The organism is Nitrosarchaeum koreense MY1 (genome assembly GCF_000220175.1).
In the GTDB taxonomy this organism is placed as follows: domain Archaea; phylum Thermoproteota; class Nitrososphaeria; order Nitrososphaerales; family Nitrosopumilaceae; genus Nitrosarchaeum; species Nitrosarchaeum koreense.
Window position 1 is genome coordinate 1095655 of sequence record NZ_AFPU01000001.1, and the last position, 14261, is coordinate 1109915.

The 14261-nt window shown below is 33.7% G+C and carries 23 protein-coding genes; 11 read left to right on the forward strand and 12 right to left on the reverse strand.

Annotated elements, in window-relative coordinates; translation table 11 throughout:
• From MY1_RS06340 to MY1_RS10150, 5 genes are all read right to left on the reverse strand, one after another.
• Complete coding sequence (locus tag MY1_RS06340) at positions 1–576, reverse strand: NADPH-dependent FMN reductase (protein ID WP_007551032.1); 576 nt, start codon at positions 574–576, stop codon at positions 1–3.
• Between the two features lie 34 nt (positions 577–610).
• Positions 611–1036, reverse strand: a complete 426-nt coding sequence (locus tag MY1_RS06345; protein WP_007551033.1) for a hypothetical protein — start codon at positions 1034–1036, stop codon at positions 611–613.
• Positions 1037–1109: 73 nt separating this feature from the next.
• The gene (locus MY1_RS06350; protein WP_007551034.1) at positions 1110–1466 is read right to left on the reverse strand and encodes a winged helix-turn-helix transcriptional regulator; all 357 of its coding nucleotides are present in this window, start codon (positions 1464–1466) and stop codon (positions 1110–1112) included.
• A gap of 68 nt (positions 1467–1534) precedes the next feature.
• Entirely contained in the window at positions 1535–2449 is a 915-nt protein-coding gene (locus tag MY1_RS06355) for a pirin family protein (RefSeq protein ID WP_007551035.1), read from the reverse strand.
• A gap of 88 nt (positions 2450–2537) precedes the next feature.
• The gene (locus MY1_RS10150) at positions 2538–3503 is read right to left on the reverse strand and encodes a nitroreductase family protein (protein ID WP_007551036.1); all 966 of its coding nucleotides are present in this window, start codon (positions 3501–3503) and stop codon (positions 2538–2540) included.
• Positions 3504–3607: 104 nt separating this feature from the next.
• Here MY1_RS10150 and MY1_RS06365 point away from each other — a divergent pair, with 104 nt between their 5' ends.
• Positions 3608–4639: an alcohol dehydrogenase catalytic domain-containing protein gene (locus MY1_RS06365; protein ID WP_007551038.1), complete on the forward strand. Its 1032-nt coding sequence runs from the start codon at positions 3608–3610 to the stop codon at positions 4637–4639.
• Positions 4640–4931: 292 nt separating this feature from the next.
• Entirely contained in the window at positions 4932–5120 is a 189-nt protein-coding gene (locus MY1_RS06370) for a hypothetical protein (RefSeq protein WP_007551040.1), read from the forward strand.
• Between the two features lie 79 nt (positions 5121–5199).
• On the opposite strand, the gene MY1_RS06375 is transcribed toward MY1_RS06370, so the two are convergent.
• Positions 5200–5697 (reverse strand): ATP-binding protein, encoded by a 498-nt coding sequence (locus MY1_RS06375; protein ID WP_237698811.1) that lies wholly within the window; start codon positions 5695–5697, stop codon positions 5200–5202.
• 145 nt (positions 5698–5842) lie between these two features.
• Here MY1_RS06375 and MY1_RS06380 point away from each other — a divergent pair, with 145 nt between their 5' ends.
• The 3 genes from MY1_RS06380 to MY1_RS06390 all read left to right on the forward strand — a co-directional run bounded on the left by MY1_RS06380 (position 5843) and on the right by MY1_RS06390 (position 6941).
• Positions 5843–6214 (forward strand): CxxC-x17-CxxC domain-containing protein, encoded by a 372-nt coding sequence (locus MY1_RS06380; RefSeq protein ID WP_007551043.1) that lies wholly within the window; start codon positions 5843–5845, stop codon positions 6212–6214.
• Between the two features lie 82 nt (positions 6215–6296).
• Positions 6297–6494: a YwbE family protein gene (locus tag MY1_RS06385; RefSeq protein WP_007551044.1), complete on the forward strand. Its 198-nt coding sequence runs from the start codon at positions 6297–6299 to the stop codon at positions 6492–6494.
• Between the two features lie 213 nt (positions 6495–6707).
• The gene (locus MY1_RS06390) at positions 6708–6941 is read left to right on the forward strand and encodes a hypothetical protein (protein ID WP_007551045.1); all 234 of its coding nucleotides are present in this window, start codon (positions 6708–6710) and stop codon (positions 6939–6941) included.
• Here the strand turns inward: MY1_RS06390 and MY1_RS06395 are convergent.
• The gene (locus MY1_RS06395; protein ID WP_007551046.1) at positions 6931–7413 is read right to left on the reverse strand and encodes a hypothetical protein; all 483 of its coding nucleotides are present in this window, start codon (positions 7411–7413) and stop codon (positions 6931–6933) included. The two genes, MY1_RS06390 and MY1_RS06395, sit on opposite strands and share 11 nt — an antisense overlap.
• Before the next feature lie 119 nt (positions 7414–7532).
• On the opposite strand from MY1_RS06395, the gene MY1_RS06400 reads away from it, so the two are divergent.
• Positions 7533–7781, forward strand: a complete 249-nt coding sequence (locus MY1_RS06400) for a hypothetical protein (RefSeq protein WP_048109910.1) — start codon at positions 7533–7535, stop codon at positions 7779–7781.
• Between the two features lie 84 nt (positions 7782–7865).
• On the forward strand, positions 7866–8078 hold the full coding sequence (locus MY1_RS06405) for a hypothetical protein (protein ID WP_007551048.1): 213 nt from the start codon (positions 7866–7868) through the stop codon (positions 8076–8078).
• Between the two features lie 13 nt (positions 8079–8091).
• Here MY1_RS06405 and MY1_RS06410 read toward each other — a convergent pair whose 3' ends face one another.
• Positions 8092–8781, reverse strand: a complete 690-nt coding sequence (locus MY1_RS06410; protein ID WP_048109918.1) for a hypothetical protein — start codon at positions 8779–8781, stop codon at positions 8092–8094.
• Between the two features lie 104 nt (positions 8782–8885).
• Here MY1_RS06410 and MY1_RS06415 point away from each other — a divergent pair, with 104 nt between their 5' ends.
• Positions 8886–9092, forward strand: a complete 207-nt coding sequence (locus tag MY1_RS06415; protein WP_048109919.1) for a hypothetical protein — start codon at positions 8886–8888, stop codon at positions 9090–9092.
• Here the strand turns inward: MY1_RS06415 and MY1_RS06420 are convergent.
• The 4 genes from MY1_RS06420 to pth2 all read right to left on the reverse strand — a co-directional run bounded on the left by MY1_RS06420 (position 9082) and on the right by pth2 (position 12537).
• The gene (locus MY1_RS06420) at positions 9082–9312 is read right to left on the reverse strand and encodes an Lrp/AsnC ligand binding domain-containing protein (protein ID WP_048110471.1); all 231 of its coding nucleotides are present in this window, start codon (positions 9310–9312) and stop codon (positions 9082–9084) included. The two genes, MY1_RS06415 and MY1_RS06420, sit on opposite strands and share 11 nt — an antisense overlap.
• Positions 9313–9370: 58 nt before the next feature.
• On the reverse strand, positions 9371–10567 hold the full coding sequence (truD, locus tag MY1_RS06425) for a tRNA pseudouridine(13) synthase TruD (protein WP_007551053.1): 1197 nt from the start codon (positions 10565–10567) through the stop codon (positions 9371–9373).
• Positions 10564–12090: a lyase gene (locus MY1_RS06430; RefSeq protein ID WP_007551054.1), complete on the reverse strand. Its 1527-nt coding sequence runs from the start codon at positions 12088–12090 to the stop codon at positions 10564–10566. The genes truD and MY1_RS06430 overlap by 4 nt, the downstream gene beginning before the upstream one ends.
• 93 nt (positions 12091–12183) lie before the next feature.
• Positions 12184–12537, reverse strand: a complete 354-nt coding sequence (gene pth2, locus MY1_RS06435; RefSeq protein ID WP_007551055.1) for a peptidyl-tRNA hydrolase Pth2 — start codon at positions 12535–12537, stop codon at positions 12184–12186.
• A gap of 66 nt (positions 12538–12603) precedes the next feature.
• Between pth2 and MY1_RS06440 the strand changes: the two genes are divergently transcribed.
• Genes MY1_RS06440 through MY1_RS06445 form a run of 3 tightly spaced genes read left to right on the forward strand, consistent with a single transcriptional unit; the run spans position 12604 to position 14257 of the window.
• Positions 12604–13740, forward strand: a complete 1137-nt coding sequence (locus MY1_RS06440) for an NAD(P)/FAD-dependent oxidoreductase (RefSeq protein WP_007551057.1) — start codon at positions 12604–12606, stop codon at positions 13738–13740.
• 51 nt (positions 13741–13791) lie between these two features.
• Positions 13792–13971 (forward strand): zinc finger domain-containing protein, encoded by a 180-nt coding sequence (locus MY1_RS10040; RefSeq protein ID WP_258167217.1) that lies wholly within the window; start codon positions 13792–13794, stop codon positions 13969–13971.
• Between the two features lie 4 nt (positions 13972–13975).
• Complete coding sequence (locus MY1_RS06445) at positions 13976–14257, forward strand: elongation factor 1-beta (protein ID WP_007551058.1); 282 nt, start codon at positions 13976–13978, stop codon at positions 14255–14257.
• The last annotated feature ends 4 nt before the right edge of the window (positions 14258–14261 follow it).

Sequence of the window (14261 nt, forward strand, 5' to 3'; positions counted from 1 at the left end):
TTAATTATTTAGTTTCAATAACATTTGAGCTAGATTAGCACCAATCTTTTTTACTTGTTGCTCTTGTTTTTGATCTTTCATAGTTCCATCCAAATTGAAAGCTTCGTGAGCTTTTGATATTGCTACTTGGGTTGGAATTACAAGGACTCCCATATTTTCAAGAATTGCACGAACATGAACTAGTCCTCGCAATCCTCCCAATCCACCAGGTGATGCACTCATTATTCCTGCTACTTTATTTTTAAAACAAGACAGTGGTGATTCGTCATTGTCTTGTCTTGATGTCCAATCAATTGTATTTTTGAGAACGCCAGAAATTGAACTGTTGTATTCGGGAGATGATATTAAAAATCCATGATGAGATAACATCAATTCTTTTAGTTTACGTGTATTAGATGGCAGTCCTTCTTTTTTTTCCAAATCTTCATCATAAAGTGGCATTTGAAAATCACGAAGATCAATTATTGTTACATCTGCACCTGCTTCTTTTGCTCCAGCAGATGCTACCTTGACTAGTCTTTTGTTAAATGATTCAGTTCTAGTGCTACCTGCAAATGCAAGTATTTTTGGAATCATAAATAAATTTGGTAATTGTTATTTAACAAGTTTTCTAGGACTTGCAATTGTTTATTTCATTGAATTTTGCCCAAGTTTGAGCAAATGAATTCATTGCAATGTGAACAAATTGATCATATGATTTTACCATGGATAATTTTGTATCCACATATGACTGTCGATACTTTGAGCCCAAATCAATCCAATTCTGGTATGAACTACTTAATGACTCTATATACTTGTCAAATTCCTTTAGAGTTTCTTGAGGAATGTTTAGTTTATCAAAGAATTCTTTTTGCGAGATATAACATGTACCAAACATGTCATCAAATGAATGAAGATATGCAGTATACAAATCAGAGTATTGTTGCATAGTTAATGGTAGTTGACATTCCATTTTTTTAACTATTTCAGATGTCCTGTTTTTCATAATATCACAGATTGAAATTGGAGATTCATCAGATTTAGTATTTTTTGACAAGGTTGTAATATACACTTGAAGAGATAAAAACATTTTCCAAATTTGTATAATATTTAGTTGTAAGATAACTTACTCAACGTTTCTTTGTGGGTTTTTTTCTTTGTTCAACCCATTTATCAAGATGTCTTAGAATTTTCCCAAGATCTTGTGTATGTTTTGTTATACTGTATTCTACACGTATTGGTACTTGAGCATAAATTTTTTTTGTGATTAGACCATTATCTTCAAGATCACGTAATCTCTCAGATAATACAGTATTACTTATCATTGGGATGGCTTTTTTTATTTCATTGAATCGTGTGGATTTACTTTCTGAAAGTTTTTTCAAAATTAATAGAGCCCAAGTCTTTCCAAGAACGCTCCAGATTTCATCAACCTGACATTCAACATGATTACGAGTCCTTGCCTCTTTCTCAAATTCTGTTTCCATACCTAGTAGCAAAATACTATCTAATTATAAAAAGGAATTTGTGGAAAGAGTTTAGAATTAAATTTATTTTAAAAGTCAATTTTACCCATTTTCCCAGTGTTGTAATCTAGTATTGCTTGTTTAATTTCATCGTCAGTATTCATCACAAATGGCCCATAACGAACTACAGGTTCGCCTAGTGGAACACCAGCAATCAAGAGCATATCCAAAGGTGATGACATGTCATTTGAGGCTTTGATAGTTATTTCATTTCCATCTTGTTCAAATAGTACAATCTGTTCTTTGTGAGCAGAAATTTGTTTGTCTCCAAACAATCCTTTTCCATTTATGACATATGCAAACGCATTATAATTTTGAGGAATAGTTTGTGTCACTTTGGTATTTGGTTGTAAAGTAAAATGAAGATACACGATAGGAGTTCTTGTATCGATGATTGCTTTTTCTCCCATTGATTCTCCTGCAATTACTTTAACTTTGATGCCATCCTTTTGTGCAATTGGAATTTTGTTTGCTGGTAAATCCTGATAACGTGGATTCATCATCTTGTCTTTTTTTGGCAAGTTTACCCATAATTGAAATCCATGTAATGTTCCACCCTTCTGTGAAAATTCTTTTTCGGGCATCTCTGAATGAATTACACCAGAACCTGCAGTCATCCATTGAATGTCACCTGCCTTTATTTTTCCAGAATGGCCTTGCGAGTCTTTGTGTTCAAATACGCCATCAATCATGTATGTGACAGTTTCAAATCCTCTATGCGGATGATCTGGTGCACCTTTAGCTTCTCCAACAGATATTTCAATTGGGCCCATCTCATCTAACAAAAGAAACGGATCAACTTCTCGAAGACTGCCGTTTGGGAATGCTCTGTGTACGACAAATCCTTCACCTTCTAATGTTGTTTTTGCATTAGTTACTTGCAATACGGAGCGAGTCTTTGTGTTATTTTTTACTAGACTTTGATTTTTTGTGTTTTGTTTCACGATATAGTATTACACTATTAGTTATTTAAATATGGTAGTAATTACTTACTTAGTAGGTTAGAATAACCTTACCATGATAAAAATTGAGTTAATCTTCTAAAACATGAATTAGATCTTTTAGTTTACGTCTTGATTTTGGTGATTTACGAACATCTGGATAGCCAATACAGAGAATAGATGAAGGCCTCAAATCGGTTCCAAGAACTTGTTTTACCTTATCTTCATCAATCATTCCAATCCAGATAGAGCTTAATCCCAAAGCTGTTGCTACCAGTTGAGAGTAAGATGCAGCCAAAGTAGCATCTTGTAGAGAAAACTTTGCAAGCATTTCAGGTGAGAAATTCATCTTAACCCTACTAGGATTCATACAAAAAACCAAAACCAGAGGAGCATTAACAAATGGTTGACGATTTGCAGCCTCCACAAGTGCCTCTTTTGCTTTTTTACTTTTTACATAAAATACTTCTAATCCCTGAAAGTTTCCAGCGGATGGAGCAGTATCAGCTGCTGCCAAAATCTTTTCAATCTTCCAGTCTTCGACCTTTGTTTTAGAAAATTTTCTTGTAGAACGTCTTGTCGAGATGATTCTAAATATATCAGATTCAGATACTTCGGCTCCCTTTGTTTTGCTTGATAGTATTGCATTAAGAAGAGATGTTGGTTTTTGAGATTTTTTTTCAGATGGCTTTGCATCATCATCTTTTTGAATCCATACAGATGGGTAGAATTCTTTTGGGAAGACTTGAACGTATAATGGGTCGTGTGGAATTTTTGCATATTCTAAAATCTTTTCCCTAAATTCTCTTGTATTTGCTTCAAGCTGATCTCTGTCTTTTAGTCTAAACTGAACAACATCAGAATTTATTAAAATTTCACTAAAATTATCTTCCAGTTCTACTTTGCCCACATTATTGTTTTTTAGAATTTCAACTAACTGGTCTAACTCATCTTTGTTTAATACAACAGTATCAACATCATCTTCATCTATACCACTCCAAATGATTCTGCATCCATCCTTTGAAAAATAAGATGGTTCCACTTTAGAAAAAACCATTAATTCAGATATCAAAATCATACATAAAAAAGTAATCTGAAATTTCTCATTTCGATGATAAATAAAAAATAAATATTAAAATTTCACGCAAAAAACAGCTAAATATGAATAAAATGCGAGCCATGGTGCTATCTAATTGTGCGCCAATTGAGACAAATCCTTTGAAATTAACTGAAATAGATAGACATGAAATCAAAAGACCAGACGAGATTTTAATAAAAATTGAGGCCTGCGGGGTTTGCCACTCTCAGCTGCATGGAATAGAGGGAGATTGGAAAGATATTGGAATTCCACCGACTTTACCAACAGTTCCAGGTCATGAATTGGTAGGAAAAATTATTGAGATTGGCAGCAATGTAACTAAATTCAAAGTAGGGGACAGAGCTGGAATTACTCCACTACTTGAAGCTTGTAAAACATGTCAGTATTGTAAAGAAGGTAAGGAACAGCTTTGTGAATCTTCAGAGATCACAGGGGAATCACTCAGAGGAGGATATTCAGAATACATTACAGTATCACAAGACTTTGCAACAAAGATTCCAGATAAAATGAAAGCAGAGTATGCAGCCCCGTTATTTTGTGCGGGAATTACAGCTTACAAAGCAGTAAAAGCCGCAGAACCAAAGTCTCACAAAAAGATTGGAGTATTTGGAATTGGTGGTGTGGGCCATATGGCAGTACAGTTTGCAAAAGTAGAAGGATCCGAAGTTATTGCATTTTCACGTAGTAAAAATCATCTAGATGTTGCAAAGAAACTAGGAGCAATTGATGCCATGGTATTTTCAGATAAACCGGAATTTCTTGACGAGCTAAAAAATAAACACGGAATGTTAGATGCTGCAATTGTCTTTGCACCAGCAGATGTAGTAACTGATGTTGCAATAAAATCAGTAAAGAAGGGAGGATTAATTGTAATTGCAACAGTTGGAAAGAATCCTACATTTTTTGCATTTGAAGAAAAGACAATTCGTGGAACTGTGATTGGTTCAACTAAAGACATGGAGCAAGTAATCAAGATATGCGATGAAAATAATTTGACAGTAGTCACAGAAACCTATCCTCTTGAAAAAGCAAACGAAGTTCTCAAGAAACTAAAAGAGTCTCAGATTCAAGCAAGAGCTGTATTGATACCTTAATCTACAAAATAGGCTCAAAAATATCTATATAGATTATTGATATACTATAGGATTACAAGAAAACATTGTGATTTGGTTATACTTTCACATAGCAACTAATAATCATGACAAAAACACCAAAATTTCAACTCGTAGATGATTTTATCGAAGGCGAGTTAGATTATGACGATGATGGAACCTATTATGGAGAATAATATTCCATATTATTTATTGTAAAAAAAATAAAAACATGTAATAAAATAAATTTTTAAACAAAATCAACATTAATGTACTATTAGATACAAGAATAATCATGGCAAATTACACAACACAAGTAAATACAATCCACAAAAAATTTACTAGTGCATTAAAAAAGGCAAAGACAAGACAGACAATAAACAAAGCATACAGTGCTCACAGAAAAGATCATGAAAGATTGCTCAAAAGTCATCTTGCCGAAGAAATGAGACAGATTAAAAAAGCCAAAGCAAAACTCGATTAATCAAAAATATTTTTTTATTTTTTAATAAACAAGATTTTTATAAATTTGCAAGATTTGGTTTAAAACTATAAAACAAGAATTATGTGATTCGCTCTATTGCAACAAATCCTTCATCCAAAGTCGGGATATCAAATGAATTGATTTGATCTAGAATTACCTCTTTTGGTATAGATTTTCTGCTCTTTTTTTCTCTGTTTTTTAATCGTTCAAATATTACATTTTTTGGTAATTCAAAACTAACTGCACTTAATTCCAAGTTTTTTCCATGTTCTAATGCAAATGACTTTAATTCATTAATCAGAGAGATTCGAATGTGGCGTTTTAGATGAGTTCTATCAATTACAAAGTCTTTATCATTTAAAATGCAATCATGTATCTTTTCAAAAAATTTTGATGTAATGTAATCGAATTTTTTTTTATTTTGTATATAATCAAATGCTTGAGTATATGAAATTCCCATAATATCAGCTAATTCTTCAATAACAAAATCAGTAGAGCAGGCGACGTATTCCTTATGGGAATTGACCCAGGTAGTTTTGCCAGAGCCAGATACGCCAATCATAAATATTCCCTTCATGGAGATAGATGGATTTTGACAATTATTTGGGTATAACCAAACATGCCAAAATAGGCAAAATTAGAGCAGAATTTAGGCATATTTTGATTCAAAGGGCTTTACAATAGTTTAATTACGACTCGATTTCAAGGAGCTTTAGAAAGATATGCCCTTCGATAGAGATGGCCCAAGAGAAATGTTTACTGCAACCTGTGGTGACTGTGGCAATGAATGTCAAATACCATTCAAACCAAAAGACGACAGACCTGTATATTGCAGAGAATGTTTCCAAAAGCATAAACCTCAAGAACGCTCCGGCGGTTCTAGATTTGGCGGAAGATCAAGTTATGGCGGTAGATCAAGTTATGGCAGAGGATCAAGTGATAGAGGCTCCAGATTCAGTAGAGATGATAGACCAAGAGAAATGTTTACTGCAACCTGTGGTGACTGTGGCAATGAATGTCAAATACCATTCAAACCAAAAGACGACAGACCTGTATATTGCAGAGAATGTTTCCAAAATCACAGACAAAACTAGTAAATTGTTTTGAGTAAAACTCAAAACTCCGAATATTTTATCTAACCAAAGATTTAGAATCTTTCATTTCTGCCAAATATCATTGAATGAAATACCAACCAGGGATAAAATAAAAATCGGAATTAAAGTAAAGATTGTTCAAAAACAAGATCAAAGAAATGGAAACTTGACTGAAGGGACGGTAAAAAGAATTCTTACATCAAGTAAATTCCATCCTCATGGGATTAAAGTGGAATTAGATAATGGAAAAATAGGACGCGTTCAAAGTTTAGTGGCTTAAATAACAGATGATAGAATTTTTCGTATGAACTGTAAAAGATGCCATCATACTAATGAAGCGCACGTATCATCAAATGAGAGTAAATCATTGATGAGAGCAGGGAAATGCAATATTCCCAGTTGTACCTGTAAGCAGTATCTAGACCCTATTCAAGAGATAGACGAAGACTTGGTGTAACAATAATTCATATAGTAAATTCTAGTAAAATGTTTTATGAAAAAACATGCACCAGCTGAAGAGATGAAGCAAGAGTTAGACAATCTATTATCCAAACTAAACGCAATGGAAATTGTTGCATCAGATGAATTTCAAAAAGGGTCAGTTAAGGTGTTAAGAGCGCTAGTAGAAGGACAGATTCACTCAATTAACGAATTTGAACATTTGAAAAAAGCAATGGACTTGCTTACATTAGAAATTTTCAAATTACAAAATAAGATCAAGAGTTAAGTCTAGTATCACTAATTCCACATTCAGTACAACGAATAATGGTTGATTTTTCTAGTACCTGATCAACTTTCATTTCAGAGCCGCAGCAAGGACATGATATTTTTTGAGTGTCGGATTTTTGACGTATCTTATAATCAGGCTTTACCTCTTTTACTTCCTCATTGCAGATAGGATGATATCTTGCAATGATAAGATCAGATATTCTTTTTCGTTCTTCGTTTCCGGATTCAAACATTGGCAATATTGCCAGATGTAATGATTTTTCTAAGGCTGAATTATTCCAGCACTTGAAACTAGGGTGATTGATGAAAAACTTCTCATCTGAGGTCTGCTCGCAGTCATCAGCATAAATTATCTTAAAAAAGTCCTTTTGTCTAGACAATATCAAATAGACAACTTTTTCCATTGGAGGTCCCCATTCTGAAAGTTTGATTGGACCGAGAAACTCGTATTGGAGAATTTGAATGCTCAATGAATATAGATCAGATTACTGACTTTTGTTTTTTGCTGGTATGATAAAAATAGTGCCAAGATTTGATTGTAATTAACTTCTTGAAAAGAATAAATTCAAGAGAATAAGATTTTTGGTGAATGAAAGAACCTCACAATCATGCTAAAGTAGGGTATAGCATGATTTTGGTAGCAGCAAGTCTCACAGCAATTGCTCTTGTTGCATTGGCAATAGGCTCAAATGTGCTTTTTGGAGACCATATTCAAAGAGAAAATACGGCTCATTTTGAAGAATGTAAAGCGATTGATTTTAAATCAAAAGACTGTGAGAAATACTGGGATAGAATTAACAATGCAGTATCTGGAATTTATGTAGATCTTGGCAAATAAGTTCAAGGTCAAAATAGAAAATTTAATTTATTTCAAGATAAATTATCATTAAAGCATATTAGGTTGATTTCACTAAATTAACCCATGAATGATTATGAGTTTCCTAAAAATTCAGAGATTACACAATTGCAAGAGAAACTAGATTCGTTAATTGAACATCATAAACAAAAATGTAAGTTATATGAAAATGCCAGAAAAAGCAAAAATATAGAGATGGTAAATCGTTTGTATGAGGACAGTAAAATTTTATGGAAATCAATTGAAGATGCAAAAAAAGAAATTAAAAAATCACAATAATATAAAAAATAACCTAGTAGCCGTTTGCAAAATCTTCCATGGTGTTTAGATTTTTAGTTAGTTTATTCATTGCATAAAATGCACCACCGACGATTCCTGCATGGTAAAATGTATACAAAAATACAGCAGAAGAGGTATGATCAGATTTTGTAAAACTGAGAATTAACATTGTAAAGAAGATAAAGGTTCCAACGCATGTTACAAGTTTATTGAGTATACCATCATTCATTCCAACAATTCTCTTTGTTGCACCTGCCATCAATGCGATGCTAGTAAGAATTAGAAAAGTTGCACCACCGTTTGCAGTTACGTATTCGTTTAACCATGGAAGCAGGCCATCTTCCAATATATCAGATTCAGGCATTGTACTGCCTCCGTTTAATGCAAAGTTTACTGCACTGAACATGCTTCCGATAACAAAGAAGAACAAGAATGTTTTAGCAATAGATCTTTTGAGGGGACTGCGTATCTCACTTGGTTTTACGGCTCGCTCAGTAATTCTTACACCATAAAGAAATCCAATTGCAGCTGCTGGCAAAAACATCAGATTAATCAAAATTGGAGATTCTTGGTTAATTGCTTCAATTTGAGGGTAAAATACTAGAAACAAAAGTACGGCAAAGGAAGCAGATATCACAAACAAGATCAAATTAAGATATTTGCGGTCACCAGATGCTGCCTGGTCGTATTCCCAATTGTACATTTTTAAGAATCAGAATGAAATCATTAAAGTTCAAGTCGAAAAATCATTTGGTCAAAGTATCAATTCTCTTTACCCTTTTTACAGACTTTAGCCTAACAAATTCAATGAAACTGATTACTTTGGCAGGCGCGGGGATAACAATTATGGGTGTAATTTTTCATCTTCAAGGCCAGTCAATAGTTGGTCCAGAATCATCGTTTATGTATTCAAATCCAGAGTGGGTCAACTATGGAATTCAGATTGCAGTAATAGGGACAATAATCATGGCAATTGGAATTAGTTTGAGATTTATTAGAAAATCTAAGTGGTGACTCGAAGAGTTATAGTGCTACGAATTTTTCCTACTTTACGAATCTTTGTTGAAATGATATTATTTAGTTGGGTTATGGTTTCAGTCTCTAATGAAACTACAATATCATAATTTCCAAATGTAATAGTGCAGTCTTTAATTTCTGGAATCTCTTTTAGTTTTAAATAGATTGAATGTTCTTCTCCAATTTCACAACTGATCAGCATGTATGCTTTTTCCATTTCAATTGCAATGAAAAACACTACAACTTAAAGACATCTTAGAAAAGGTTCTACGATCTCAAAATCCAGATCCTAGTGGATCTTCAGGTTTCATGATTTCACGAAGAACTATAGTAGCAAATGAACCTCGAGATAAAGTAAACTTTACCGTAGTATCTGTTGAAGAATAATCTGTACATTGAATTGCAGCTTGTCTAAATCCCCCTTCACTGCTAATTTCTTGCATCTCTTTGATGAAAAAATCTTTGGGATTGATTTCTTCAGTCTGAAGAATTTTGGATATCTGAAAATCAAAGCGAGTTTTTTTGTAATACGAATAACCTACAAAAGGCAGAGCGAGAAACTGATCTAGTCCTTTAACATATTTTCCAATTATTCCATGAGAATCATAACAAACATCACCCTCTTGAGCAGCAAAGAGATTTTCACCGTCAGTAAATGCAGCACTTAATGCATGATTAAAAAGAAAAGATTGGTAAGCTTGGACGTAAAATCTTCGTAAAGGTAATGGTACTGCATGTATTGCTTTTTGTGAATCATCATGTTCAATCATTTCTTGGAGTACGATTCTTTCAACATCCATTTGGGGAGGAACTTGGCCCAAGTATTTTTTGTAATTTGAAGGGTCTGCAAGTTTTTCTCTTATCTCGGTATTTTCTTTAGAGTCATAAGTAGAGGTAAAAGATAGGAGTAAATCGACTGCTTTTTTGAAGTTTCGCTGTAAAAGAGCCTTACCAATAAGGTGAGTTACGGCTCTTTTAGAGCCAAATCGTTGGTAACCGTAAAAATTTAGAATTTTATCATATTCTGTAAAGTCAGTTAAATTTCCAACACAATCTGAAATTTCAATGCTAAAATGATTACCAATCATATCTTTTTTTGATAGAGGTTTTTTTACATGACCGATTTTTTCAAGAGAGTATTTTTCGGAAGAATAATTATCAATTGATTTACTTTTGCTATCAGAGCAAACAAATTGCTCAGTAACTGCAGATGCATCCTTTAATCCAAGTGATTTTAATCTGATTCCTGTTTTTTTAAAAATATCAGATAATGCGTGGTTGGTGTCTATTTTTTTCTTTTTTAGTTTGTATACAGCATAACCATCTTGTTGGATAATTGATTTAAGTGATTTTGGAGAAAGTACTTCATTTACTTTAAAGTGCTCAGCTTCATCTTTAATTCGTCCGCCAATTCCATTAAATTTTGTACTATAAACTAAGATTCCTATTTGAGAATCTATTTTTGGTATCACGGTAATATTGTCACTGTAACAAATTTACTAATTGAGACATCTTCAATTTGAGCACCTATCAATACTTTGTATGTTCCAGGAGCTGCTTCATCAGATGCAGAAATTTTTACATCACCAGTTATTGAAGAATCCAACTGGAAAGGAACAGATTTGTCAGAAGTGGCATCTAAAAATGTGACATAGTCAGAGAGTATCAAGGATACATCTTCAGTAATAGTACTCTGTGGTGTGATGGTCAGAGAGATATTTTTTGATTCTCCAGGAAGTAGTGAGATATTTTGAGTGTCAAGAGTTACATCAAATGGTAACGGAACAGAAGTGTCAACTACTCCGATGTTATTTTCCACCCATTCGGTAAACCATATTTTATCTTTGTATATAGCAAAGTCAAAGACTTGAGCTAAACCACAGTTAAAATTAAGATCACAGTCTCCCCAGGCTGGATTTTTTGATGGAACGAGGTACTCTACAAGAGAATCAGTTTTTGGATCTAGTACTGCAATACTGTTTGCAGTTTGTTCGTTAAACACTAGCTGACCAACAGAATTACTTTCAATCCAATACGGTCTAGATATTGGAGATTTAATGACACCAGTAGAATTACCATAAGTGGATACTTTAGGATCAGATGTTGGGTAAGAGATGAATTGGTTTGTGTCTGGATTAAATGTAAAGATTGCAGAGTTTGAGGTATCAGCAATCCAAATCAGACCATCAGAGACTGTTAATCCGTTTGGAGTAAGTAGATCAGTTGGCAATTGGAATACTTGAATGAAATCAAGAGCTGGAAGTGAACTCCCATTAGCAGTTGCTATGGAAGTACGATATGCATCCTGATCAAATTTTACAAGTACCCCACCTTGTTGGAAGATCCAATTTGTATACCAGACATTGTTGTCTTCATCTATTGCAAAATCACCAGTTACAGAACCATCTACTGGTGATGGAATATTGAGATAACTCAACTCCTCATCTGATAAAGTAGGGTCTAAGAAAGTGAGTTTGTTTCCATTAAAATCATTTATCACTACTTGTGAGCCAAGTATCTTCAATTTTTGTGGCAGAGAATCACCATCAGATGGGAAATCAATTCGTTGATATTTTTGATTGTCTGGAGTAAATTTCCATATAGAGTCATAAGATTCATCTGTATACCATACAGAACCGTCAGGAGAATAATCCATTCCCCAGATCATTGAGCGCCCATTTTTTGGCCAAAATGGATTTTCAAATTCAATAAAAGATTCAGTGTTAGGATCAAATTTTCCTAGTTTGCCAGTATTTGTTTCTGCGAACCACACGTTTCCACTATAATCTGTAACTACTGCTAAAGGATTAGTACAAACAGTTGGAATAGAATATTCTTTGATAAATTTAGTAGATTTTGCAGTTGAAGATCCACAGAATTGTGCACGTTGAGAGTCAGGAAAATTATCGGCGGGAGTTCCAGTTTTGGTTATCTCTTCATTTTGGTTAATTGGTTTATTATTTAGAAGCACACCTGCAGATAATGACGTCAGCATGATTGTTCCAAAAAAGATAGCTACAATTAGGCCTTTTTTCTTCACAAATTAAAAAATAATTAACCCAAGTTATATCTTATTGCAAGAAAAGATCTAAAGTAATTTCAGATCACCAGTTATTTTATCAATTAAATTCTCAGGAGCAGGTCCAATTGAAATACAGGTAATAGTTCCGGGAGCGATTTGGGTATGACCGGCATCTGTAACTTCAGACCAGGGAAGATCCAGATCAATAGCATGTTTTTTTACTTCTTGCAATTCTTTAATTCCTGAAACTTTGAGTACAACTTTTTCTTGGCCTCCCCACCATTTATTGAACCATTCAGGATGAGATTTTCTCACATGTTCAGCACCTAAAACACAAGCATGACCTACTTGTGCAGCAATCTTTCCCTTTCCCATTTCAAGATCAGTTCTAATTACAATTACTTGCTTGATATCTCCCATAAAGATATCAAAATCATACTTAATGAAAAACTTTTGAGTTAAATAATTGACAGTGAAACGAGAATTGTGTACTATGACGTAATAATTGCCGGTGGAAGTGTTGCTGGATTGATTTGTGCTAGAGAAGTGGCAAGAAATAATCATAGTGTTCTTGTAATTGAAGAAGATTATGAAATTGGTACGCCAGAACATTGTGGAGGATTAGTGAGTACTGCAGGCCTTGAAGAATTAGGAATAATTCCATTTAGAAAGACTTTTGATCATTTAATAGATTCAGCAGAGATACATGCCCCAAATGGCAATAGTTTTTCTATCAATTCAAAGAAGCAAAAAGTTGCAGAGATTAGCAGAAGAGAGTTAGACAAACAATTAGCACATCAAGCACAGAAAAATGGAGCAGTAATCAAAGTAAGAAATAGTTTTCAAGAAATAACAGATAAAGGAATAAGAACTAATGAAGAAGAAATTGAATGCACAATCTTTGTTGATGCAAGAGGAGTATCATCTTTAATTCATAAGGATAGAACTGGAATTTTATCTTCGGCACAGTACGAAATTTATGCAAATTGGATAAAGAAAGGAAAAGTAGAAGTATTTTTAGATCAAGAAAAATATCCAGGGTTTTTTGCATGGGTCATACCATCTGATGAAGGTAAAGGAAAGATAGGAGTTGCAGGAAAAGGAATCAATGTTGCAGAGGCAATAGAAAAATTTCTGCAAACAAAGGGAGATTACTCAACAGTTAGGAAAATTTATGCTCCAATTTGGATTAAAGGTCCAATTGAAGAATTTGTAAATGGAAAAACAGTAACAGTGGGAGATGCAGCAGGACAAGCAAAACCAACCACAGCTGGTGGGATTTACTCTAGTGGCATGGGTGGAATGTATGCAGGACAAGCTATTTCGAAATATCTAAAATCAAAGAAAAGATCAGATTTAGAAGAGTATCAAAAAAGATGGACCGAAAAATTTGGAAAGGAATTTGAAAAACAGTTGTTTGCAAGAAAGATTTTAGAAAGATTAGACAACAATACAATCAATAAATTATTTGAATCGGTAACACCTGAAATAATAAAGGAGATTTCTGAAAAAGATGATTTTGATTTTCACACTGGATCAATTGTAAAATTACTCGGGATCAAAGGATCACTCAAAACTGCTCAGGCCATAATCGGTGGAGAATTTAAAAAACTCCTAAGTTAGAAAGCGTAATTTCTAAGCAAGGTATAAATGATGTTTACAGAAAATTGTGGCATGTCATCTACGATTTCGTTACCAGCATGTAGTTGTTGTCACAGACATATTATGCCTAATGATAAATGTGTAAAATTCAATTGTCCAAATTGTGGTGATAAATTAATTTGGAGATGCGAGAGTTGCAGAGAATCCGCAAAATCATATACTTGTGATTTGTGTCATTCTCAGGGACCTTAGAAAATTGACTCAGTTACTGTTAGTTACAAAAATTCTTCCAACTGGAATGGATGTCGATTTAGATAAATTATCAGATTCGATCAAAGGAGTTCTAAAAGAAGGGATACAAATGAAAAGACATGCAAAAGAGCCATTGGCATTTGGATTAGAATTTCTCAAAGCAGAATTTGTTTTAGAAGATAAAGAAGGTCAAATGGATTCACTAGAAGATGCTGTTAAATCAGTTGAGGGAGTAAGTGAATTCGAAGTACTCAACATGAGTAGAATGTCTGTGGACATGAAATAGGTGA